At 70.5% G+C, this 21,422-nt stretch carries 20 protein-coding genes; 11 read left to right on the forward strand and 9 right to left on the reverse strand.

Annotated elements, in window-relative coordinates; all coding sequences use genetic code 11:
• The first annotated feature begins 48 nt into the window (after positions 1-48).
• From glmU to ACGFZN_RS11425, 6 genes are all read left to right on the forward strand, one after another.
• The gene (glmU, locus tag ACGFZN_RS11400; RefSeq protein WP_393858221.1) at positions 49-1,497 is read left to right on the forward strand and encodes a bifunctional UDP-N-acetylglucosamine diphosphorylase/glucosamine-1-phosphate N-acetyltransferase GlmU; all 1,449 of its coding nucleotides are present in this window, start codon (positions 49-51) and stop codon (positions 1,495-1,497) included.
• A gap of 155 nt (positions 1,498-1,652) precedes the next feature.
• Complete coding sequence (locus tag ACGFZN_RS11405; protein WP_393858222.1) at positions 1,653-2,633, forward strand: ribose-phosphate diphosphokinase; 981 nt, start codon at positions 1,653-1,655, stop codon at positions 2,631-2,633.
• 210 nt (positions 2,634-2,843) lie between these two features.
• Positions 2,844-3,440 carry a 50S ribosomal protein L25/general stress protein Ctc gene (locus ACGFZN_RS11410; RefSeq protein WP_393858223.1) on the forward strand — a complete coding sequence of 199 codons (597 nt, stop codon included), beginning with the start codon at positions 2,844-2,846 and terminating at the stop codon, positions 3,438-3,440.
• A gap of 77 nt (positions 3,441-3,517) precedes the next feature.
• Positions 3,518-4,123 (forward strand): aminoacyl-tRNA hydrolase, encoded by a 606-nt coding sequence (pth, locus tag ACGFZN_RS11415; RefSeq protein ID WP_393858224.1) that lies wholly within the window; start codon positions 3,518-3,520, stop codon positions 4,121-4,123.
• A gap of 52 nt (positions 4,124-4,175) precedes the next feature.
• Positions 4,176-4,691, forward strand: a complete 516-nt coding sequence (locus tag ACGFZN_RS11420; protein WP_393858568.1) for a hypothetical protein — start codon at positions 4,176-4,178, stop codon at positions 4,689-4,691.
• Between the two features lie 126 nt (positions 4,692-4,817).
• Complete coding sequence (locus ACGFZN_RS11425; protein WP_393858225.1) at positions 4,818-5,528, forward strand: LPXTG cell wall anchor domain-containing protein; 711 nt, start codon at positions 4,818-4,820, stop codon at positions 5,526-5,528.
• A 91-nt stretch (positions 5,529-5,619) separates the two neighbouring features.
• On the opposite strand, the gene ppc is transcribed toward ACGFZN_RS11425, so the two are convergent.
• Positions 5,620-8,352: a phosphoenolpyruvate carboxylase gene (gene ppc / locus ACGFZN_RS11430; protein WP_393858226.1), complete on the reverse strand. Its 2,733-nt coding sequence runs from the start codon at positions 8,350-8,352 to the stop codon at positions 5,620-5,622.
• A 302-nt stretch (positions 8,353-8,654) separates the two neighbouring features.
• Between ppc and ACGFZN_RS11435 the strand changes: the two genes are divergently transcribed.
• Positions 8,655-9,662: an acyl-CoA desaturase gene (locus ACGFZN_RS11435; protein WP_393858227.1), complete on the forward strand. Its 1,008-nt coding sequence runs from the start codon at positions 8,655-8,657 to the stop codon at positions 9,660-9,662.
• Positions 9,659-10,336 carry a TetR family transcriptional regulator gene (locus ACGFZN_RS11440; protein ID WP_393858228.1) on the forward strand — a complete coding sequence of 226 codons (678 nt, stop codon included), beginning with the start codon at positions 9,659-9,661 and terminating at the stop codon, positions 10,334-10,336. Before ACGFZN_RS11435 ends, ACGFZN_RS11440 begins: the two co-directional genes overlap by 4 nt.
• A 13-nt stretch (positions 10,337-10,349) precedes the next feature.
• Here ACGFZN_RS11440 and ACGFZN_RS11445 read toward each other — a convergent pair whose 3' ends face one another.
• Both ACGFZN_RS11445 and ACGFZN_RS11450 read right to left on the reverse strand, forming a co-directional pair.
• Positions 10,350-10,712 (reverse strand): VOC family protein, encoded by a 363-nt coding sequence (locus ACGFZN_RS11445; protein WP_393858229.1) that lies wholly within the window; start codon positions 10,710-10,712, stop codon positions 10,350-10,352.
• Positions 10,709-11,527: a trans-aconitate 2-methyltransferase gene (locus ACGFZN_RS11450; RefSeq protein ID WP_393858230.1), complete on the reverse strand. Its 819-nt coding sequence runs from the start codon at positions 11,525-11,527 to the stop codon at positions 10,709-10,711. Before ACGFZN_RS11450 ends, ACGFZN_RS11445 begins: the two co-directional genes overlap by 4 nt.
• Before the next feature lie 87 nt (positions 11,528-11,614).
• Here ACGFZN_RS11450 and tamR point away from each other — a divergent pair, with 87 nt between their 5' ends.
• A complete protein-coding gene (tamR, locus tag ACGFZN_RS11455; protein WP_393858231.1) occupies positions 11,615-12,112 on the forward strand; it encodes a MarR family transcriptional regulator TamR in 498 nt (165 codons plus the stop codon).
• Here the strand turns inward: tamR and ACGFZN_RS11460 are convergent.
• The 4 genes from ACGFZN_RS11460 to galT all read right to left on the reverse strand — a co-directional run bounded on the left by ACGFZN_RS11460 (position 12,071) and on the right by galT (position 16,359).
• Entirely contained in the window at positions 12,071-12,838 is a 768-nt protein-coding gene (locus ACGFZN_RS11460) for a response regulator transcription factor (protein ID WP_330339504.1), read from the reverse strand. The two genes, tamR and ACGFZN_RS11460, sit on opposite strands and share 42 nt — an antisense overlap.
• A 346-nt stretch (positions 12,839-13,184) precedes the next feature.
• Positions 13,185-14,339, reverse strand: coding sequence for a galactokinase (gene galK / locus ACGFZN_RS11465; RefSeq protein WP_393858232.1), 1,155 nt, complete (start codon positions 14,337-14,339; stop codon positions 13,185-13,187).
• On the reverse strand, positions 14,339-15,301 hold the full coding sequence (galE, locus tag ACGFZN_RS11470) for a UDP-glucose 4-epimerase GalE (RefSeq protein WP_393858233.1): 963 nt from the start codon (positions 15,299-15,301) through the stop codon (positions 14,339-14,341). Before galE ends, galK begins: the two co-directional genes overlap by 1 nt.
• Positions 15,298-16,359, reverse strand: a complete 1,062-nt coding sequence (gene galT / locus ACGFZN_RS11475) for a galactose-1-phosphate uridylyltransferase (RefSeq protein WP_393858234.1) — start codon at positions 16,357-16,359, stop codon at positions 15,298-15,300. Before galT ends, galE begins: the two co-directional genes overlap by 4 nt.
• Before the next feature lie 180 nt (positions 16,360-16,539).
• On the opposite strand from galT, the gene ACGFZN_RS11480 reads away from it, so the two are divergent.
• Both ACGFZN_RS11480 and ACGFZN_RS11485 read left to right on the forward strand, forming a co-directional pair.
• Positions 16,540-18,231, forward strand: a complete 1,692-nt coding sequence (locus tag ACGFZN_RS11480) for a sodium:solute symporter family protein (RefSeq protein ID WP_393858235.1) — start codon at positions 16,540-16,542, stop codon at positions 18,229-18,231.
• Between the two features lie 21 nt (positions 18,232-18,252).
• Positions 18,253-18,603, forward strand: coding sequence for a hypothetical protein (locus ACGFZN_RS11485; RefSeq protein ID WP_393858236.1), 351 nt, complete (start codon positions 18,253-18,255; stop codon positions 18,601-18,603).
• Between the two features lie 112 nt (positions 18,604-18,715).
• Here ACGFZN_RS11485 and ACGFZN_RS11490 read toward each other — a convergent pair whose 3' ends face one another.
• Positions 18,716-19,399 (reverse strand): LuxR C-terminal-related transcriptional regulator, encoded by a 684-nt coding sequence (locus ACGFZN_RS11490; protein WP_393858237.1) that lies wholly within the window; start codon positions 19,397-19,399, stop codon positions 18,716-18,718.
• A 232-nt stretch (positions 19,400-19,631) separates the two neighbouring features.
• The gene (locus ACGFZN_RS11495) at positions 19,632-21,380 is read right to left on the reverse strand and encodes a PQQ-binding-like beta-propeller repeat protein (protein WP_393858238.1); all 1,749 of its coding nucleotides are present in this window, start codon (positions 21,378-21,380) and stop codon (positions 19,632-19,634) included.
• Between the last annotated feature and the right edge of the window lie 42 nt (positions 21,381-21,422).

The following is a 21,422-nucleotide window of genomic DNA, read 5'->3' on the forward strand; positions in this document are numbered from 1 at the left end:
TATCCTGCGGCTGTCATCCCCACTCACCCACAGCCGAAGGGCAACCCCGTGAGCGCCATCCGCCCGGCAGCCGTCGTCGTTCTCGCAGCGGGTGAGGGCACCCGTATGAAGTCGGCCACACCTAAGGTTCTGCACGAGATCTGCGGTCGTTCCCTCGTGGGCCATGTGCTGGCCGCCGCCCGTGAGTTGGACCCCCAGAACCTGGTCGTCGTCGTGGGGCACGCCCGTGAGCAGGTCACCGCGCATCTGAACGAGGTCGACCCGGCCGTCAGGACCGCCGTGCAGGCGGAGCAGAACGGCACGGGGCACGCCGTGCGGATGGGCCTGGAGGAGCTGGGCGGGTCCGTGGACGGGACCGTGGTGGTGGTGTGCGGGGACACGCCGCTGCTGACGGGCGAGACGCTGCAACAGCTCGCGCGGACCCACGCCGCCGACGGCAACGCCGTGACCGTGCTGACCGCCGAGGTGCCGGATGCCACCGGTTACGGGCGGATCGTCCGCGACGAGGCGACGGGGGCGGTGACCGAGATCGTGGAGCACAAGGACGCCTCCGACGTCCAGCGGTCGATCCGGGAGATCAACAGCGGGGTGTTCGCGTTCGACGGGCAGCTGCTGGCGGACGCGCTGAAGAAGGTGCGGACGGACAACAGTCAGGGTGAGGAGTACCTCACCGATGTGCTGGGGATCCTGCGGGAGGCCGGTCACCGGGTGGGTGCGTCGGTGGCGGGTGATCACCGGGAGATCGCGGGGATCAACAACCGGGTGCAGCTGGCCGAGGCGCGCCGGATCCTGAACGAGCGGCTGCTGACGGCGGCGATGCTGGAGGGGGTCACGGTGGTGGATCCCGCGTCGACGTGGGTGGATGTGACCGTCTCGTTCGAGCGGGATGTCGTGGTGCATCCGAACACGTTGCTGACGGGGTCCACTCACCTGGGTGAGGGTGCCGAGGTGGGGCCGAACAGCCGGCTGAAGGACACGCGGGTGGGTGCGGGGGCGCGGGTGGACAACACCGTGTCGGACGGGGCGGTCGTGGGCGCGGAGGCGTCCGTGGGGCCGTACGCCTATCTGCGTCCCGGTACGCGTCTCGGTGCCAAGGGGAAGATCGGGACGTACGTGGAGACGAAGAACGCGAGCATCGGTGAGGGCACGAAGGTGCCGCATCTGTCCTATGTGGGGGATGCGACGATCGGTGAGTACACGAACATCGGGGCGGCGAGTGTGTTCGTGAACTATGACGGAGAGCACAAGCATCACACGACGGTGGGCTCGCACTGCAAGACGGGTTCGGACAACATGTTTGTGGCTCCTGTCACGGTCGGGGACGGTGCGTACACCGCCGCCGGTTCTGTGATCACGAAGGATGTGCCGCCCGGTTCGCTGGCCGTGGCCCGCGGTCAGCAGCGGAATATCGAGGGTTGGGTGGCTCGGAAGCGTCCGGGGAGCGCGGCTGCGAGGGCGGCCGAGGCGGCGTCCCGGAGGGGCGAGAACGAGGACTGACCGGAAACGGGTGCGTCAAAGTCGGCGTACCGTGATAAGTGCACATCCGCACGCGTGCACCCGCACCCCCTACCAGCTGATTCGGCCTCTCTTGTGCTGTGGCGAGGCTGTGTGAGCAGTCGGCTGGCTGAGACAACCTCTGAGGAGACTGTGCTGTGACCGGGATCAAGACGACCGGCGTGAAGAAGTTGATGTTCTTCTCCGGCCGCGCCCACCCCGAGCTTGCCGAGGAGGTCGCCCAGCAGCTGGGTGTCGGGGTCGTCCCGACGAAGGCCTTCGACTTCGCGAACGGTGAGATCTATGTCCGCTATCAGGAGTCGGCGCGTGGTGCGGACTGTTTCCTGATCCAGAGCCACACGGCTCCGATCAACAAGTGGATCATGGAGCAGTTGATCATGATCGATGCGCTGAAGCGAGCTTCGGCGCGTTCGATCACGGTGATCGTGCCGTTCTACGGTTACGCGCGGCAGGACAAGAAGCACCGGGGGCGTGAACCGATTTCGGCGCGTCTGATCGCGGATCTGATGAAGACGGCGGGTGCGGACCGGATCCTGACGGTGGATCTGCACACGGATCAGATCCAGGGGTTCTTCGACGGGCCGGTGGACCATCTGTTCGCGCTGCCGCTGCTGGCGGACTACGTGGGCGGGAAGGTGGACCGGGACAAGCTGACGGTGGTGTCGCCGGACGCGGGCCGGGTGCGGGTGGCGGACCGGTGGTGCGACCGGCTGGGTGCGCCGCTGGCGATCGTGCACAAGCGGCGTGACAAGGACGTGGCGAACCAGGTGACGGTCCACGAGGTCGTGGGTGAGGTCAAGGGCCGGGTGTGTGTCCTGGTCGACGACATGATCGACACCGGTGGCACGATCTGTGCGGCGGCGGACGCGCTGTTCGCGCATGGTGCGGAGGACGTGATCGTGACGGCGACGCACGGTGTGCTGTCGGGTCCGGCGGCGGACCGGCTGAAGAACTCGCGGGTGAGTGAGTTCGTGTTCACGAACACGCTGCCGACGCCGGCGGAGCTGGGCCGGGATCTGGACAAGATCACGGTGCTGTCGATCGCTCCGACGATCGCGAGTGCGGTGCGTGAGGTGTTCGAGGATGGTTCGGTGACGAGCCTGTTCGACGAGCAGTGAGGTTTCTGCACCGGCTTCGTGCGCGGTTGCGCTGACCGCGGCTGAAGATCGTTTTGGGTACGGCCTCCTTCGCCGGGTAAACTGCTGCAGTTGCTCGGCGAGGGAGGCCGTACTCGTGTACGGCGGTCCGTTATCGACGCGCTCTTCGTAGCAGGCCGTTCGTGGCCGGGTGACCACGTCCGTTCCTAGTTCCTACGAGGAGTGATCATCATGTCCGAGGTGAAGCTCGCCGCCGAGACCCGTACCGAGTTCGGCAAGGGTGCGGCCCGTCGCATCCGCCGTGACAACAAGGTTCCGGTTGTTCTCTACGGCCACGGCACCGACCCGGTGCACCTGACCCTGCCGGGTCACGACCTGCTGCTGGCGCTGCGTACGCCGAACGTCCTGATCTCCCTGGACATCGACGGCAAGACCAGCGAGCTGGCGATCCCGAAGTCCGTGCAGCGCGACCCGCTGAAGGGCTTCCTGGAGCACGTGGACCTGCTGCTGGTCAAGCGTGGCGAGAAGGTCACGGTCGAGGTTCCGGTGCACACCGAGGGCGAGCTGGCCCCGGGCGGCAACCTGCTGGAGCACGTCCTGGACGCGCTGCCGGTCGACGCCGAGGCGACCCACATCCCCGAGGCCGTGACGGTCTCCATCGAGGGCCTGGAGGCCGGCGCCTCCATCCACGCCAAGGACATCACCCTGCCGCAGGGCGTCTCCCTGGCCGTGGACGAGGACGCGGTCGTGCTGCAGGTGCTGCAGGCCCAGGCCGAGGAGACCGAGGGCGAGGCCGCCGAGGAGGGCGAGGAGGCGGCCGAGGCCTGATCCTCGACCGTCGTCGTCATCGGTTCAGCCGCCGCTGCCTCTCGCGGGCAGCGGCGGCTGGCGCGTATCAAGGAGAGATGGACGTGACCACCCCAGCGGGCACTGATCCCTGGCTGATCGTCGGGCTCGGCAATCCCGGGCCGGAGTACGCCATGAACCGGCACAACGTCGGCTTCATGGTGGCGGACCTGCTCGCGGAGCGGATCGGGGGGAAGTTCAAGCGGGCGGGCAAGGCGCAGGCGCAGGTGCTGGAGGGGCGGATCGGTCCGGCGGGGCCGGGGAGCCGGCGGGTGATCCTGGCGAAGCCGATGTCGTACATGAACCTGTCCGGTGGTCCGGTGAACGCGCTGCGGGACTTCTACAAGGTGCCGGTGGCGCACATCGTGGCGGTGCACGACGAGCTGGACATCGACTACGGGACGCTGCGGCTGAAGCTGGGCGGCGGTGACAACGGGCACAACGGTCTGAAGTCGATGACGAAGGCGATGGGTCCGGACTACCACCGGGTGCGGTTCGGGATCGGGCGGCCTCCGGGTCGTATGCAGGTGGCGGACTTCGTGCTGAAGGACTTCTCCTCGGCGGAGCGCAAGGAGCTGGACTACTTCGTGGACCGGGCGGCGGACTCGGTGGAGTGTCTGGTGACGGAGGGTCTGGAGCGGGCGCAGAGCGCGTACAACTCCTGACATGTGCGGGTAGGGCGGGCAGGCGAGTTGACCGGTCGTGGCCCCATGGCCAATGATCCCGGCCATGCCTGCCTCAGCCACCTCTGCTCGCCGGGCGTCCGTGACCGCGCTGCGGTTCGGGCGGGTCGCGGCGATGGGCGCGGTCGCCGCGCTGATCGTGTTCGCCGGGGTGTGGGGTTCCTGGGGGACCGCGCAGCACGTGATGCTGACGAAGGGCCGGGAGCAGGGCACGGTGCGGGTGACCTCGTGTGCGGGGGACACGTGCACGGGTGCGTTCCGGCCGGTGTCGGCGGGCGCGCGGGCACGCGCGCGGGTGGAGCTGGCGAAGTCGGTGGCGGTGCGCAAGGGGCGGACGTACGACGTGGTGCTGAAGCCGGGTACGGCGGTGGCGGTGCGTTCGGGTCCGGCGGGGGTTCTGTACGCGTGGGTGCCGTTGGGCGGTGCGCTGCTGCTGGCGTCGGTGGTGGTGGCCGGCGGGATGCGGCTGACGCGGGTGGCGTGGGTGCTGGCGGGGTGTGGGGTGGCGTTGCTGACGGGCGCGTTCGTGGCGGTGTCCGCCGGTTCGTGAGGCGGCGCGCCGGTGGCGGTGTGCAGGTGTTGTCTGTTCGTGATTGACGCTGGGTCAGCGCGGGATGGAAGCTGAGCCGCCACCCCCTCTTCTTCCCCATCAGCAACATGAAGAGTGGACCGCCTCATGCGTACCCCCACCCGCGTCGGCGCCGTGTGCGCCGTCGCTGCCGCCGCCGTGTTCACGGCGCCCTCCGCTCATGCGGCCGCGCCCGGCGACAACGGCACGGTCAAGATCCACGATGCCTCGACCGGCGAGGAGCTGCGCCGGAACGAGCCGCACGTGTGCACGTTCTACCTGGACGCCTTCGGTTTCGACGGTGGCCAGCAGGTGTCCTGGCACATCGATTCCTGGGCGCCGACGGCCGGCGTGAAGGGCGAGACGGTGAAGTCCGGTTCGATCGCTCTGGACGGCGCGGGTCATGGCCGTACGGAGGATCTGTCGCTGCCGGACGGGCACTACAAGCTGTTCTGGAACTTCGCCGGTGAGAAGAGCAAGGCGGCGAAGCACAAGGTGTTCTGGACGGACTGCTCGTCCTCCGAGGGCGGCACGGGTCCGTCGGCGTCCGCGTCCCCGTCCGCCCCTGCGTCCGCGTCGGGCTCGGCGTCGGCGTCGGCCGGGTCGTCCTCGTCGGCCGCCGCGTCGGCATCGGCGTCCGCTTCCGCCGGTGGTGCCGTCCCGTCGGCGTCCGCCTCGGCGCAGGGCGGTGCGGGCGGGGGCGACCTGGCCGAGACCGGCAACGGCGTCCCGGTGGGTGTGCTGTCGGGTGTGGCGGCGGCGCTGGTCGCGGGCGGCGGTTTCCTGGTGCTGCGGCGCCGGAAGGCGGCCCGCGGCTGATCGCCGGCCCTGGTGAACGGGCGGTGCCCCCGAGCAGCGTGGCTCGGGGGCACCGTCGTGTGCCGTGGCCGTCGTGCGGCGTTCTCTTCGGTCAGCCGGTGTTGCGCAGGCCGGCGGCGACGCCGTTGACGGTGAGCAGCAGGGCGCGGGAGAGCAGCGGGTCGGGCTGTTCGCCGGCCGCGGCGGCGTCGCGCTGCCGCTTGAGGAGGGCGACCTGGAGGTAGCTGATCGGGTCGAGGTAGGCGTCGCGGATGGCGAAGGTCTGCTTGAGGACCGGCTGGTGGTCCAGGAGTTCCTTCTCGCCGGTGACGCGCAGGACCTCGGCGACGGTCAGGTCGTGTTCGGCCTTGATGGTGTCGAAGACGTGCTTGAGCTCGTCGGGGACGAGGGTGTCGACGTAGTGCTGGGCGATGCGCAGGTCGGTCTTCGCGAGGGTCATCTCGACGTTGGAGATGAAGTTGCGGAAGAAGTGCCACTGCTGGTGCATCTCGGCGAGGACGGTGTCGAGGCCGGCCTCGCGCAGGGCCTTGAGGCCGGAGCCGACGCCGAACCAGCCGGGGACGATCTGCCGGGACTGGGTCCAGCCGAACACCCACGGGATGGCGCGCAGTCCGTCGAGCGAGACGCCCGAGCCGGGGCGGCGGGAGGGCCGCGAGCCCAGGTGCAGTTCGGCGAGCTGGTCGACGGGGGTGGAGGCGAGGAAGTACGTCGGCAGGTCGGGGTCCTCGACCAGGCGGCGGTAGGCGGCGTGGGCGGCGTCGGAGACGACGTCCATGGCCGCGTCCCAGCGGGCGAGGGCCTCGGTGGACTGGCGGGGGGCGGTGTGCAGGGCGGAGGCCTGGAGGGTGGCCGCTACGGTCAGTTCCAGGTTCTCCCGGGCGAGGGAGGGGATGAGGTACTTGTCGGAGATGACCTCGCCCTGCTCGGTGACCTTGATCTCGCCTTCGAGGGTGCCCCAGGGCTGGGCGAGGATGGCGTCGTGGGAGGGGCCGCCGCCGCGGCCGACGGTGCCGCCGCGGCCGTGGAAGAGGCGCAGCCGGACGCCGTAGCGGTGGGCGACGTCGCGCAGGCGGCGCTGGGCGCGGTGGATCTCCCACTGGCTGGTGGTGATGCCGCCGAACTTGGAGGAGTCGGAGTAGCCGAGCATGACCTCCTGGACGTCGCCGCGCAGCGCGACCAGGCGCCGGTAGGACGGGTCGGAGAGCATGTCCTCGAGGATGGTGTCGGCGGCGCGCAGCTCGTCGGTGGTCTCCAGCAGCGGCACGATGCCGATCTTCGCCCAGCCGGCGTGCAGGTCGATGAGGCCGGCCTCGCGGGCGAGGACGGCGGCGGCGAAGACGTCGTCGGCGCCCTGGCACATGGAGATGATGTAGGACTCGATGACCTCGGGTCCGAAGACCTCCAGGGCGCGCTTGATCGTCTGGAAGACGCCGAGGGTCTTCTGCCCGGCGGCGTCGACGGGGGCCGGGGTGGGGGCGAGCGGCCTTCTGGAGCGCAGTTCCTTGGCGAGGAGCTTGGCGCGGTACTCGCGGGGCATGTCGGCGTAGCGCCAGGACTCCTCGCCGAGGCGGTCGAAGAGCTGGCCGAGGGCGTGGTGGTGGGCGTCGGCGTGTTCGCGGACGTCCATGGTGGCGAGCTGGAGGCCGAAGGCGGCGAGGGTGCGGATGGTGCGGGCGAGGCGGCCGTCGGCGAGGAGGCCGCCGCGGTGCTCACGCAGGGAGCTCTGGATGATCCGCAGGTCGGCGAGCATCTCACTGGTGCCGAGGTAGTCGCGGCCCGGCTCGTGCGGGGTGCCCTTGGCGAGGCGCTGCTTGGTGTTCTCCAGCTTCTGCCGGATGCAGGTGGCCTTGAGCCGGTAGGGCTCCTCGGCGTTGAGGCGCTTGTAGCGGGGGCTGATCTCGGGCAGCCGCTCCAGGTCGGTCTTGAGGGACTCGAGGAGTTCCTCGGTGGCGCCGGTGTAGCGGATGGAGTTGGAGAGCAGGCCGCGCAGTTCGTCGATGGTCTCCAGGGCGTCGTTGATGCCGTGTTCGTGCTGGAGGATCAGGACGTCCCAGGTGACCTCGGGGGTGACGTTGGGGTTGCCGTCGCGGTCGCCGCCGATCCAGGTGCCGAAGGTGAGGGGGCGGGTGCCGTCGGGGAGCTTGACGCCGACGCGTTCCAGTTCGGCGGTGAGGTCCTCCAGGACGTCGCCGACGGCGTTCGCGTGGAGCTCGTCGAGGTAGTAGATGGCGTTGCGGGCCTCGTCGGCGGGTTCGGGGCGTACGACGCGCAGCTCGTCGGTCTGCCAGACGAGGTCGATGTTCTCGGCGAGGCGGACGTCGTGGCGGCGGCGGTCGGAGCCCTGGACGGGGGTCTCCAGGAGTGCGGCGATGCGCCGGAGCTTGTTGAGGACCGAGCGGCGCGCGGCCTCGGTGGGATGCGCCGTGAACACCGGGCGGACGTTCAGGTTCTGGACGGTCTGCTTCAGGTGCTCGGGGTCGGCGTCCTTGAGCCGGTCCGCCGTACGGGCGAGGAGGCCGCCCTCGGCGGCGCGTCGGGCACGCAGTTCGCGGCCGCGGTGCACCTGCTCGGTGACGTTGGCGAGGTGGAAGTAGACCGAGAAGGCGCGGACCAGCTTGGCCGCGGTCTCCAGTTCGGTGCCGCGCAGCAGCTCGGCGGCGGCCTCGCCGTCCTCGCGGGTGAGGCGGCGGACCTTCTCGACCAGGTCGAGGAGCTCGGGTCCTTCCTGCCGTACGAGGGTCTCGCCGAGGAGATCACCCAGCCGGCGGATGTCGGCGCGCAGCTCGCTGCTGGTCGTGGTGGTCTGGTCGTCGGCACTGCTCACAGGTGCGGCTCCTTGCAGTGTGGAAGCTCGTCTGGAGGGAACCCGGCCGGCTGCCGCGGCGGCGGGTGCCGCATACGGGCCGGAGCGTCCGGGAAGGAAACTTCAGCGGACCGCGCTGTCCGACCGAGTTCAAGGATAGGTGTCGATGAGGACGCGCAGGCTCCGGGGCTCTTGCCGCCGCACGACACGCTGCCATACTTACGACGCCGTAGGTTACGGAACCGTAGGGAAGCACCGTCCACTTCCGTGCGGTTCCGCCGGCCCGGCGCCTGCCTCGACCCTCGACCCCACAGGGGACGCGCATGACCTCAAGTTCCGACGTGATCGAAGAAGCCCGTAAGGCCACCGACACCTCTCCCCCCTCCGCCACGCTGGGTGGCGAGCAGAAGCGTTCGATCGAGCAGATCACGCTGCTTTTGTTCATCACCGTGCCGTTCCTGGCACTGGTGGCGGCCGTGCCGCTGGCCTGGGGCTGGGGGGTGAGCTGGCTCGATCTGGGCCTGCTGGTGTTCTTCTACTTCCTGGGGTGCCACGGCATCACGATCGGTTTCCACCGGTACTTCACCCACGGTTCGTTCAAGGCGAAGCGGCCGCTGCGGATCGCGCTGGCGATCATGGGGTCGCTGGCCGTGGAGGGGCCCCTGGTGCGCTGGGTGGCCGATCACCGCAAGCACCACAAGTTCTCCGACGCCGAGGGCGACCCGCACTCGCCGTGGCGGTTCGGGGAGACGGTCCCGGCGCTGATCAAGGGCCTGTGGTGGGCCCACATCGGCTGGATGTTCGACGAGGAGCAGACGCCGCAGGACAAGTACGCGCCGGATCTGATCAAGGACCCGGCGATGCGGGCGATCTCCCGCCAGTTCGTGCTGTGGACGGCCGTGTCCCTGGGGCTGCCGCCGCTGATCGGCGGTCTGGCGACGATGTCCTGGTGGGGTGCGTTCACCGCGTTCTTCTGGGGTTCACTCGTGCGGGTGGCGCTGCTGCACCACGTGACGTGGTCGATCAACTCGATCTGCCACGCGGTGGGCAAGCGGCCGTTCAAGTCGCGGGACCGCTCGGGCAACGTGTGGTGGCTGGCGGTGCTCTCCTGCGGCGAGTCCTGGCACAACCTGCACCACGCCGACCCGACGTCGGCGCGACACGGTGTGATGCGCGGCCAGATCGACTCCTCGGCGCGGTTCATCCGGATCTTCGAGCTGCTCGGCTGGGCGTACGACGTGCGCTGGCCGTCACGCTCGCGTATCGATTCCCGCCGCAACACCGGTGACGACGGCTTCCGGCGCCGGAAGGAGACCGCGAAGGCGGCATGATTGACGCCGTGGCGACCGACTCCAGCAGCACCTCAAGCAACGAAAAGCCGCGGCGGACCCGCCGGACCCGTATGACCGGTGCCGAGCGCCGCCAGCAGCTGCTGGAGATCGGTCGCACCCTCTTCGCGGCGAAAGGTTTCGAAGGCACCTCCGTGGAGGAGATCGCGGCCAGGGCCGGGGTGTCCAAACCGGTGGTGTACGAGCATTTCGGCGGCAAGGAGGGCCTGTACGCGGTGGTCGTGGACCGCGAGATGCGCCGCCTGCTGGACATGGTGACCGGCTCCCTGACGGCCGGGCACCCGCGCGAGCTGTGCGAGCAGGCGGCGTTCGCGCTGCTGGACTACATCGAGGAGTACACGGACGGCTTCCGCATCCTGGTCCGCGACTCCCCCATCCCGCAGTCCACGGGGTCCTTCGCCTCGCTGATCTCGGACATCGCGACGCAGGTGGAGGACATCCTGGGCCGCGAGTTCAAGTCCCGCGGCTTCGACCCGAAGCTGGCCCCGCTGTACGCGCAGGCGCTGGTCGGCATGGTGGCGCTGACCGGCCAGTGGTGGCTGGACGTGCGCCGCCCGAAGAAGGCGGAGGTCGCCGCGCACCTGGTGAACCTGGCGTGGCACGGCCTGGACGGTCTGGAGCAGAAGCCGCGGCTGATCGGGCACCGCAGGAGCTGACCCGGAGCGGGGGCTAGCCGGCCGGTTCCAGGAACTCCAGCCGGTTGCCCACCGGATCCTCGGAGTAGAAGCGCAGGTGGCCGGGGAGGTTGTCGTCCCAGGTCACCGGTGCGCCCCGGGCGGCGAGCCGGGCGGCGTACGCCTCGATGCCCGTCACCCTGAGCCCCGGGTGGGCCTTCCTCGCGGGCCGGAAGTCCTCCTCGGCACCCAGGTGCAGCTGCACGGCTCCCGCCTGGAACCAGCAGCCCCCGCGTGCCGCCAGGACCGGCGGTTTCGGGATCTCGGTCATGCCCAGGACGCCGGCGTAGTACGCCCGCAGCGCGTCCTCCGATCCGGGCGGGGCCGCCAGTTGTACATGGTCGAGCGCGGTGATCATGCCCGGGCCTCCTTCACGGCGACGGCGAACAGGCGGCGGAAGGGCAGGACGGTGCCGTACGGCGCGCTCGGGTACGCCTGCCGCAGCATGTCCCGGTACTCGGCGAGGAACCGCTCCCGGGCCTCGGGGTCGTCGGCGAGGGCGGTCAGCGCGGGCCTGAGTCCGGTGCCCTTCACCCAGTCCAGGACGGGATCCTCGCCCTGAAGGACGTGGAGGTACGTCGTCTGCCACACGTCGGTCGCGCAGCCCAGGCGGGCGAGGCGGTCCAGGTAGGCGCCGGGGGTGTGCACGGAGTCGGTGCGGCGCAGCACATCGGCGAGGCGGCTCTTCCAGCGGGGGGCGGCGGCGAGTTCCCGCATCAGGGCGTGCAGCGGGGCGTCGATGTTGTCCGGCACCTGGAAGGCGAGGGTGCCGCCGGGTCTGAGGCCGGCGATCCAGTCGGCGAAGCGGTCGGCGTGCCCCGGCACCCACTGCAGCGTCGCGTTGGAGACGATCAGGTCGTGCGGCTCCTCGGGCGCCCAGGTGCGGACGTCGGCGTGGGCGAAGTCGAGCCGTCCGCCGCCGGCCGTGGGTCCCTCGTGCGCGGTGTGGGCCGCGTCGAGCATGGCGGGCGAGTTGTCGTAGCCGGTGACGTGGGCGGCGGGCCAGCGTTCGGTGAGCCGCGCGGTGACGTTGCCCGGGCCGCAGCCGAGGTCGGCGACGCGGGGCGCCGGGGTGGGCGGGTCGGGGACGCGGGCGAGCAGGTCGGCGAAGGGACGGGCCCGGTGACCGGCGTGCCGCAGATACTGCCCGGGGTCCCAGCTGGGTGTCGTCATGCGTCCACTCTCCCCCCCATTTCTCTTGATGTCAAGAGACTTGAAATCAAGAGACTTCATGTCGACACAACCACTACACTGATCTCCATGGAGGACGAGGTCGATCGGCTGGTCGCAGCGTGGCGCCGGGAACGTCCGGACCTCGACGTGGAGCCGCTGGAAGTGCTCAGCCGGGTGAGCCGGCTCGCCCGGCATCTGGACCGTGCCCGGCGGCTCGCCTTCGCCGAGCATCAGCTGGAGCCGTGGGAGTTCGACGTGCTCACCGCGCTGCGGCGCGCCGGCACGCCGTACCAGCTCTCCCCCGGCCAGCTGCTGACGCAGACCCTGGTCACCTCGGGCACGATGACCAACCGCATCGACCGGCTGGCCAAGAAGGGCCTGGTGGAGCGGCTGCCGGACCCGAGCGACCGGCGCGGTGTGCTGGTCCGGCTGACCGACACCGGCCGGGACCGCGCCGACCAGGCGCTGGCCGGCCTGCTGGAGCAGGAGCGGGCGATCCTCGGCGAGCTGTCCCACGCCCAGCGGGCGGAACTGGCCGGGCTGCTACGCCAATTGACCGCCCCGTTCGACAACATCCCCGGTTAGGTCGGCCGGGCCGACCCCCGCGCGGCGGGCCAGGGCGACGGCGGCCAGCGTGGAGTGGACGCCCAGCTTGCCGAGGACGTTCTGCATGTGGGTGCGCACGGTGTGCGGGGAGAGGAACAGCCGCTCGGCGACGGCCTTGCGGCCCAGCCCCGCGACCATGCAGCGCAGCACCTCCCGCTCGCGCGGGGTGAGCGACTCCACCAGCCGCTCGCTCTCGGTGCGGTGCCGGCGGGCGGCCGTCAGCTCCCTGAGGACGCCGGTGAGCAGCGCGGGCGGCAGATGGGTCTCGTCGCGCAGCACGCCCCGGATCACCGTCAGCAGCCGGGACAGCGAGCAGTCCTTGGCGACCCACCCGGAGGCGCCGGCCTGCAGAGCGAGCGCCGCGCGCCGGGAGTCGTCCTTCTCGGCGAGCACGACGATCCGCACCCCGGGCTGCGCGGCGCGCACGCCCGCGACCAGGGAGATCCCGTCGACCAGGCCCTCCTCGTCGCCGTCCTGCACGGGCACGGCGGGACGGCCGCCGGGCACGGTGCCGCCGAGGTCGGCGTCGACCAGCAGCACGTCGAAGCGGCGGCCCTCCCCGGCCGCCCGCTCCAGGCAGCGCAGCGCGGCGGGGCCGCTGCCGGCGGCGGAGACCTCGACGTCCGGCTCGGCGGCCAGGGCGGCGGCGAGCGACTCGGCGAAGATGCGGTGGTCGTCGACGACCAGGACTCGGATACGAACCACGAAACCCCTCCCGGACCGGGCCTGGTCCTGTGGAGAACGAGACGCCGCGCAGGCTCGGCACCCGCCGGACGGACACGGCACCCACGCGGAGAGGCCACGCGCCGCACGGCCGCCGCCGTCGCGGAAACAGATACCCCACCGCGGGCGCCGTACCCGCCTGTCTCGCCCCCTGATCAGCACCGGCCCCCACCGGCGCTGCTCCTCAGAGTACGGATGGCAGCACCCGGTGGAAGCCGATTTACAGAACTGGCCGCCTTCGGGCGTGTGGGGTGAGCCGGGAGTTTCGTATCGGGACGAAAGTCGACAGAGCCCGACGTGATCTGCCGGGTGCAGACCGGCGAGGGCGTCACAGCAACCGGACGGCACCCGCCGACGGCACCGCCTCGAACACGCGCGGGGTCGTGAACTCCGCGGCGGCGAACGCCTCCTCGACGGCCTTGGTGAGGGTGTCCACCTCGGCCGCCTCCGTCAGCACGATCGCCGAGCCGCCGAAGCCGCCGCCGGTCATGCGGGCGCCGAGCGCGCCGTTCGCCAGGGCGGTGTCGACGACCAGGTCCAACTCCGGGCAGGAGATGCGGAAGTCGTCGCGCAGGGAGGCGTGCCCCTCGGTGAGGACGGCGCCGATGGCGCGGGTGTCGCCGGCCCGGAGCAGTTCGACGACCCGCTCGACGCGCTGGTCCTCGGTCACCACGTGCCGGACCAGGCGGCGCACCTCCTCCTCGTCGCCCAGCCGCTGGAGCGCCGCCTCGAGCTCGCCGTAGGGGATGTCCCGCAGGGCGTCGACGCCGAGCAGGGCCGCGCCCTTCTCGCAGCCGGCGCGGCGCTTGCCGTACTCGCCGCCGCTGTGCGCGTGCTTGACCTGGGTGTCGACGACCAGCAGCCGCAGGCCCTCGGCCGCGAGGTCGAACGGGATCTGCCGCTGGGACAGGTCGCGGGTGTCGAGGAACAGGGCGTGGCCGGCCTCGCAGCAGGCGGACGCAGTCTGGTCCATGATGCCGGTCGGGGCGCCGACGTAGACGTTCTCGGCGCGCTGGCACAGGCGCGCCAGCTTCCAGCCCGGCAGCCCCAGTTCGTACAGGTCGTTCAGGGCGAGGGCGATCACCACCTCCAGCGCCGCCGAGGAGGACAGGCCCGCGCCGGTCGGGACCGTCGAGGACAGGTGGACGTCCGCGCCGGTCACCGCGTGGCCCGCCTCGCGCAGCGCCCAGACGACCCCCGCCGGGTACGCCGTCCAGTCGTCGTCGCTCTGCGGGGCCAGGGCGTCCAGCCGCAGCTCCTTCACGCCGCCCCCGATGTCCGCCGAGTGCAGCCGCAGGACGCCGTCGGCGCGGCGGGAGACCGCGGCGACGGTCCGGTGCGGCAGGGCGAACGGCATCACGAAGCCGTCGTTGTAGTCGGTGTGCTCACCGATCAGGTTGACCCGGCCCGGTGCCGCCCAGACGCCGTCCGGCGCGGCCCCGTACAGCTCGGTGAAGCGCTGCGCGACCTGCTGTGCCCCCACTACTGCCCCCTTGCGATGTGCTGTGCGAACTCCCACGCGTCCGCGACGATGCCCGCGAGATCCGCGCGGGACGGGTTCCAGCCGAGTTTCTCGCGGGCGGCCTCGGCGGAGGCGACCAGGACCGCGGGGTCGCCGCCCCGGCGAGGGGCGACCACCTCGGGGATCGGGTGGCCGGTGACCTGCCGGACCGTCTCGATGACCTGGCGCACGGAGAAGCCCTCGCCGTTGCCGAGGTTGCAGATCAGGTGCTCGCCCGGGCGGGCCGACTTCAGGGCCAGCAGGTGGGCCTCGGCCAGGTCGGCGACGTGGATGTAGTCGCGCACGCAGGTGCCGTCCGGGGTCGGGTAGTCGTCGCCGTAGACGGAGATCGCCTCGCGGCGGCCCTGGGCGACCTGGAGGACCAGCGGGATGAGGTGCGACTCGGGGTCGTGGCGCTCGCCGTGGGCGCCGTAGGCGCCGGCCACGTTGAAGTAGCGCAGGGAGACCGCGGCCAGGCCGTGGGCGTCCGCCTCGCTGGTGATCATGTGGTCGACGGCCAGCTTGGTGGCGCCGTAGGGGTTGGTCGGCCGCGTCGGGGCGCTCTCCACGATCGGGACCTGCTCCGGCTCGCCGTAGGTGGCCGCCGTGGAGGAGAACACCAGCCTGCGCACGCCCGCCTCGCGCATGGCGCCGAGCAGCGCCAGCGAGCCGGCGACGTTGTTGTCCCAGTACTTCTCCGGCTTCACCACCGACTCGCCGACCTGCGAGGAGGCGGCGAAGTGCAGCACGCCGTCGTAGGAGGGGTCGAGCCACTTGGCGGCGTCGCGGATGTCGCCCTCGACGAAGGCCGCGCCGGCCGGGACGCCCTCGCGGAAACCGGTGGAGAGGTTGTCCAGGACGGTGACCTCGTGGCCGGCCTCCAGCAGGTGCTGGGCCACGACACTGCCGACGTAACCGGCGCCACCGGTCACCAGGTACTTCATGAACTCGCTACCTCTCGCAGTCGCTCGGCCGCGCGTTCCGGCGGCACGTCGTTGATGAACACGTTCATGCCGGACTCGGAACCCGCGAGGAACTTCAGCTTGCCGGAAGTGCGGCGGATGGTGAAAAGCTCGAGGTGGAGCGCGAAGTCGTCGCGGGTGACGCCGTCGAACTCCTCCAGCGCGCCGAAAGGGGCCTGGTGCCAGGCCGCGATGTACGGCGTCGGAGGCTCACCCTCGCCGAAGATCCGGTCGAAGCGCTTCAAGAGTTCCAGATACACCTGGGGGAATTCTGTGCGCGCCGCCTCGTCGAGGGCGAGCAGGTCGGGCACGCGGCGCTTCGGGTACAGGTGGACCTCGTACGGCCAGTGCGCCGCGTACGGCACGAACGCCGCCCAGTGTTCACCCTCAAGGACGACCCGCTCCCCGGCGCGTTCCTGTTCCAGGACGGCGTCGAAGAGGTTCTCGCCGCCGGTCGCCTCCTTGTGCGCGGCGAGCGAGCGGAGCATCAGCGCGGTGCGCGGGGTGGTGAACGGGTAGGCGTAGATCTGTCCGTGCGGGTGACCCAGGGTCACACCGATCTCGGCGCCGCGGTTCTCGAAACAGAACACCTGCTCGACGGAGGGCAGATGCGACAGCTCCGACGTCCGGTCCGTCCAGGCGTCCAGCACCAGGCGCGCCTGCTCGGCGCTCAGGTCGGCGAAGGAGGCATCGTGGTCGGAGGTGAAGCAGACGACCTCGCAGCGGCCGGAGTCCCCGGCGAGGGAGGGGAACCGGTTCTCGAAGACGACGACGTCGTACGACGAGTCCGGGATCTCGCTGAGCCGGCCGTCCCGCGTCGGGCACAGGGGGCACTCGTCGGCCGGCGGGTGGTAGGTGCGGCCCTGGCGGTGGGAGGCGACGGCGACCGAGTCGCCGAGCAGCACGTCACGGCGGATCTCGGACGTCGTATGGGTCCGCTCCAGCGGGCGGCGGTCGACGGCGTCCCGCACGGTGTCGTCCCGCAGGTCGTAGTAGATGAGCTCACGACCGTCGGCCAGCCGTGTCGAGGTCTTCTTCAACGCCGGACTCCTCTACGTCCCGCACCCAATCACTCAACACAATCAAACATAACAGATCACAACTCGACAACACTGCGGTTCATCACAATCAAACAAAGAACACCAACAGAAGTGTTCAAATACTGAAGGCGGCGGCGTAGGTTCCGCTCTGGATCAGTTCGCGCAACGAAGCGAGTACCCATGCAAACCCCCACAGACAGCCCCGTGTACCTGGCGGCGCAGCTACGGCTCCCCACCAACTGGCTGGACTACACGATCCTGGCGATCTACTTCGTCGTCGTGCTCGGCATCGGCTTCGCGGCCCGCCGCTCGGTGAAGACCAGCCTCGACTTCTTCCTGTCCGGTCGCTCGCTGCCCGCCTGGATCACCGGCCTCGCCTTCATCTCGGCGAACCTGGCGGCCACCGAGATCCTGGGCATGGCGGCGAACAGCGCCCAGTACGGCGCGTACACCGTGCACTGGTACTGGATCGGCGCCATCCCGGCCATGGTCTTCCTGGGCCTGGTGATGATGCCGTTCTACTACGGCAGCAAGGTCCGCTCGGTCCCCGAGTTCCTGCTGCTGCGCTTCGACCGAGCCGCGCACCTGCTCAGTTCGATCCTGTTCGCGTTCGCCGCCATCCTCATCGCGGGCGTCAACCTCTACGCCCTCGCGATCGTCGTGGAGGCCCTGCTCGGCTGGCCGCAGTGGGTGGCCATCGTGGTCGCCGGCGCCTTCGTCCTCGCGTACATCACCCTCGGCGGTCTGTCCTCGGCGATCTACAACGAGGTCCTGCAGTTCTTCGTGATCCTGGCCGCGCTCATCCCCATCACCGCGCTCGGCCTGAAGAAGGTCGGCGGCTGGGACGGCCTGACGCACAAGCTCACCGCGAGCCACGGGGCGAACTTCACCACCGCCTGGGGCGGCACCGGCATCGGCCACGTCAACCCGCTCGGCGCCAACTGGCTGACCATCGTCCTCGGCCTCGGATTCGTCCTCTCCTTCGGCTACTGGACGACCAACTTCGCCGAGGTGCAGCGCGCCCTGTCCGCCAAGAACCTCTCCGCCGGTCAGCGCACCCCGCTGATCGCCGCCTACCCGAAGATCTTCATCGTCTTCCTGGTGATGATCCCGGGCCTGGTCGCCGCCGCGCTCATCCCGAAGTTCGGCACCGCCGGCTCCGGCTACCAGTACAACGACGCCATCCCGTACCTGATGCAGGAGCTGCTGCCCAACGGCGTGCTCGGCATCGCGGTCACCGGTCTGCTCGCCGCCTTCATGGCCGGCATGGCGGCCAACGTGTCGTCCTTCAACACCGTGTTCACCAACGACATCTGGGCGAAGTACGTGGTGCGGGGCCGCGAGGACGCGTACTACGTCCGGTTCGGCCGCCTGATCACCGTCATCGGCGTCCTCGCCTCCATCGGCACGGCGTTCCTGGCGTCCTCGTTCTCGAACATCATGAGCTACCTGCAGACGCTGTTCTCCTTCTTCAACGTGCCGATGTTCGTCGTGTTCATCGTCGGCATGTTCTGGAAGCGGGCGTCCGCCAAGTCCGGCTTCTGGGGCCTGCTCGCGGGCACCGTGACCGCGATGGTCAACTACTTCGTCCTCTACAAGAAGGGGATCATCGACATCCCCTCCGACCAGGGCGCCAACTTCGTCTCCGCGATCGCGGGCTTCGTCGCCGGCGCCGTCGTGATGGTCGCGGTGTCCCTGTTCACCCGGCCCAAGCCGGCCGAGGAGCTGCAGGGCCTGGTCTACGGCACCCGCTCCCCCGGCATGTCCGAACCGCCCGCGCCCGGGGACGAGGCCTGGTACCGCCGGCCGGCCCTGCTCGGCTGGGGCGCGGTCGTGCTGGCCGCCGCCTGCTACATCCCGTTCTCGTTCTGACGCGGGAGGATCGAGGAAACCATGAGCGACAACGCGCACTCCGACCGCCCGGGCGAGGGCTTCCACTACAGCGAGAAGGACGTCCAGCGGGAGGTCACCGAGCTGCAGGGCAAGTCGGCGACGGCGGCCCGCATCTTCGACCTGCGCCGCATCATCGGCGGCCTGTTCGTGCTGTACGGCGTCATCGTCACCATCACCGGCATCACCGACTCCAAGGCCGCCATCGACAAGGCCCAGGGCGTCAACATCAACCTGTGGACCGGGATCGGCATGCTCCTGCTGGGCATCTTCTTCCTGGTCTGGCTGAGGCTGCGGCCGACGCCGCCGCCGATTCCTCCGGAGGGGCTGCCGGAGGAGGAGCGGGGCGAGTAGCGCCGCACTCCTCGCCGGGGGCGTGGAGCTGCTCGCGCGGCTCGCGCCCCCTCGCCGCAGCTGCGGGCAGTGGTGCCGCCGGGGTGACGCGGCCCGCACCGGCGCCGGGCCTCTATTCGGGACCGGGACGCAGCGGCCCCGCCCGATCCAGCAGTCCCGTCCGCGCGGCCAGCGCCGCCGCCTCCAGCCGCGACCCCACGCCCAGCTTCATCAGGACCCGCTGGACGTGGGTGCGGGCGGTGCTCGGCGCGATGCCCATGCCGGCGGCGATCACCCGGGTGTCCTCGCCGTCGGCCACCCGGACCAGCACCTCCACCTCCCGCGGCGTCAGCATCGACAGCAGCCGCTGGGCCTCGTCATCGGGCTGCGCGGCGGGGTTGAGCAGCTCCCCGAACGCCCCCTGCAGCAGTTGCGGGGCGACCGCCGCCTCCCCGGCGCGCGCCTTCATGATCGCCCGCTCCACGCCCTCGATCCGCTCGTCGTGCCGCACGTACCCCGACGCGCCGGCCGCGAACGCCGCCGCGATCCCGCGCGGCGACGGCACCGGCCCGAGCACCAGCACCGCGACCTGCGGCCGCTCCCGCTTGATCTTCGTCACCGGGTCGAAGACGCCCGGTTCGGCCGGCGCCGCCGTACCCAGCAGGCACACCTCCGGCGCCCGCGCGATCACCAGGTCCGCCGCGCCCGCGGCCGGCGCCGCCGCGGCGAGCACCCGGTGCCCGCGCAGCTTGAGCGCCGACGCGAGCGCCTCCGCGAGCAGGCGATGGTCGTCGACGACCATGAGCCGCACTCCCATAGAGCAACCCCCCAGTCCCCCCCATGGATGCCCCACTATGGACGCCCACCGGTCCGCAAGGACAGAGGGCCCCCCGGCACCTCCGCCCTCTATATGCCCCCGGAAGCTACACGCTTGTTCGACGTCGCGCTGCCCCTCCTGATGAGAAGTGCCCCGGATCGATGAAATCCGGGGCACTTCTCGGCAAGTCACCCATTCGGGGGAGACCCGTCACGGCGGCCCGGCGGGACGGTCAGCCGCCCGTGCCGAACGCCAGCACCAGGTCGTCCTCGCCGATCGACGACGAGCCCTTGTGGGCGGCGAAGATCTGCCCCATGTACAGGCGGCCGTCGTGGAAGAGGTACTCATGGCTGTCGGGCAGGAAGTTGCTCTCCGCCTCGCGCACCTTGCGCTCGGACGGGGTCACCAGCAGCTTGGTCTCCTTGAAGCTGCCGCCGTCGATGCTGACGACCTGACCGCCGCCGTTGTAGGTCGGCGGCTTGTAGGCGAGCAGATTGCTCCCGTCCATGCGCAGCGGCACGATCGTGGAGTCGTCGCCGGCGTCGGCGCGCTGGCCCGTCGGCTTCCCGGTGGTGAGGTCGAAGGCGACGATCGAGTTGGTCTGGCCGTATCCGGAGGAGGAGTCGTGCTCCGCGGTCGGCAGGTAGAGCTTGCCGTTGCCGACGACGATCTCGTGGCAGTCCTCGAAGCGGGTGATTCCCTCGCACTTGCCGCCGTAGGCGTCGGTCGGCGCCGAGATGTGCGCGAGCAGCTTCCCCGTCTTGTTGTCGATGGAGAAGTAGTCCATGTTCTGGCTGTTGTCGCCCGCGCGGGCGGCCACCACCAGCGGGTCGGTGGAGACGACGGAGGCCTCGTCGATGCCCTGGTCCAGGCGGTACTCGGAGATCACCTTCCCCGTCTTCGGGTCCAGGGTCTGGATGAGCAGCCGCGTGTTGTCGACGTCTCCGCAGTTGCGCACCGCGACCAGCTTGGCGCCGCCGCCGTACCCGGCGTCGTAGCAGTCGTCGCCCGGCTTCGGCAGCCACAGCGGCTTGCCGGAGTCGATGTCGAAGGCGGCCCCGCCCTCGGTGTCGCCGACCGCGACGGTGCGCTGGCCGACCGTCACGTTCTGGTAACTGACCGGGTAGTCACCGGACTTGACCGTCTTCGTCCACAGTTTCTTGCCGGCGTCCAGATCGATCGCGGCGATCTGCGTGCACCCGGCGAAGTGGTCCTTCGTGTCCCACTTCGGCTGGTAGGTGATCGCGGTCCTGCCGTCGGACGTGGCCTGCCTGCTGGCCGCGCAGACCGGGCCGGGCAGCTTGATCGTCCACAACCTGGTGCCCTTGGCCGGGTCGTAGCCGACGACCTCGGCGACACCGCTCTTGGCGTAGACCTTGTCGGTCAGCCATGAGCCCACGGTGCTCACCACGTCGTCCGCCGTGGGCCGCGCCACCTTGAACAGCACCTTCGCCGCCGGGTCGGCCGGCACTTTCTCCTTGCCGCCGCCGGTGCCGCCGCTGCCGTTCTTGCCGCCGGTGCCGCCGGTGCCGCCGCTGGAGGAGGCCGTGTCGTGCTTCTTGCCGCCGTCCCCGGAGGAGTTGGCGTACCAGATGCCGCCGGCGACGATCAGGGCGATGGCGACGACCGCCGCGACGACGATGACGAGCGCGGTGGTGTTCCGTCCGCCGCCCTGCCCCGGCTGCGGCGGCATCGGCGCCTGCGGCGGCCGGCCCGGATAGCCGTAACCGGGCGGTACGGGCTGGGCGTACGGGTTCTGCGGGACCCCGTAACCGGCGACGGGCTGCTGGCCGTACGGGTTCTGCTGCGGGCCGGGGTAGCCGTAACCGGGCTGGGGCGGCTGCGGGGGCGGTGCCGGATGCGGGTAGCCGTAGCCGGGCGGCGGCTGCGGGGGCTGCTGCGGGGCCTGGTTCGGGTTCGTGGGGCCGAAGCCGGGCTGCTGCGGCGGCTGGTTCGGCGGCGGAGGGGGCGGCTGGGTCATGACGCGGGGTACCTCGGTGAGGCTCGGAAAGCCTGTCGGGGA

Source organism: Streptomyces sp. NPDC048192 (assembly GCF_043202415.1).
Classification (GTDB): domain Bacteria; phylum Actinomycetota; class Actinomycetes; order Streptomycetales; family Streptomycetaceae; genus Streptomyces.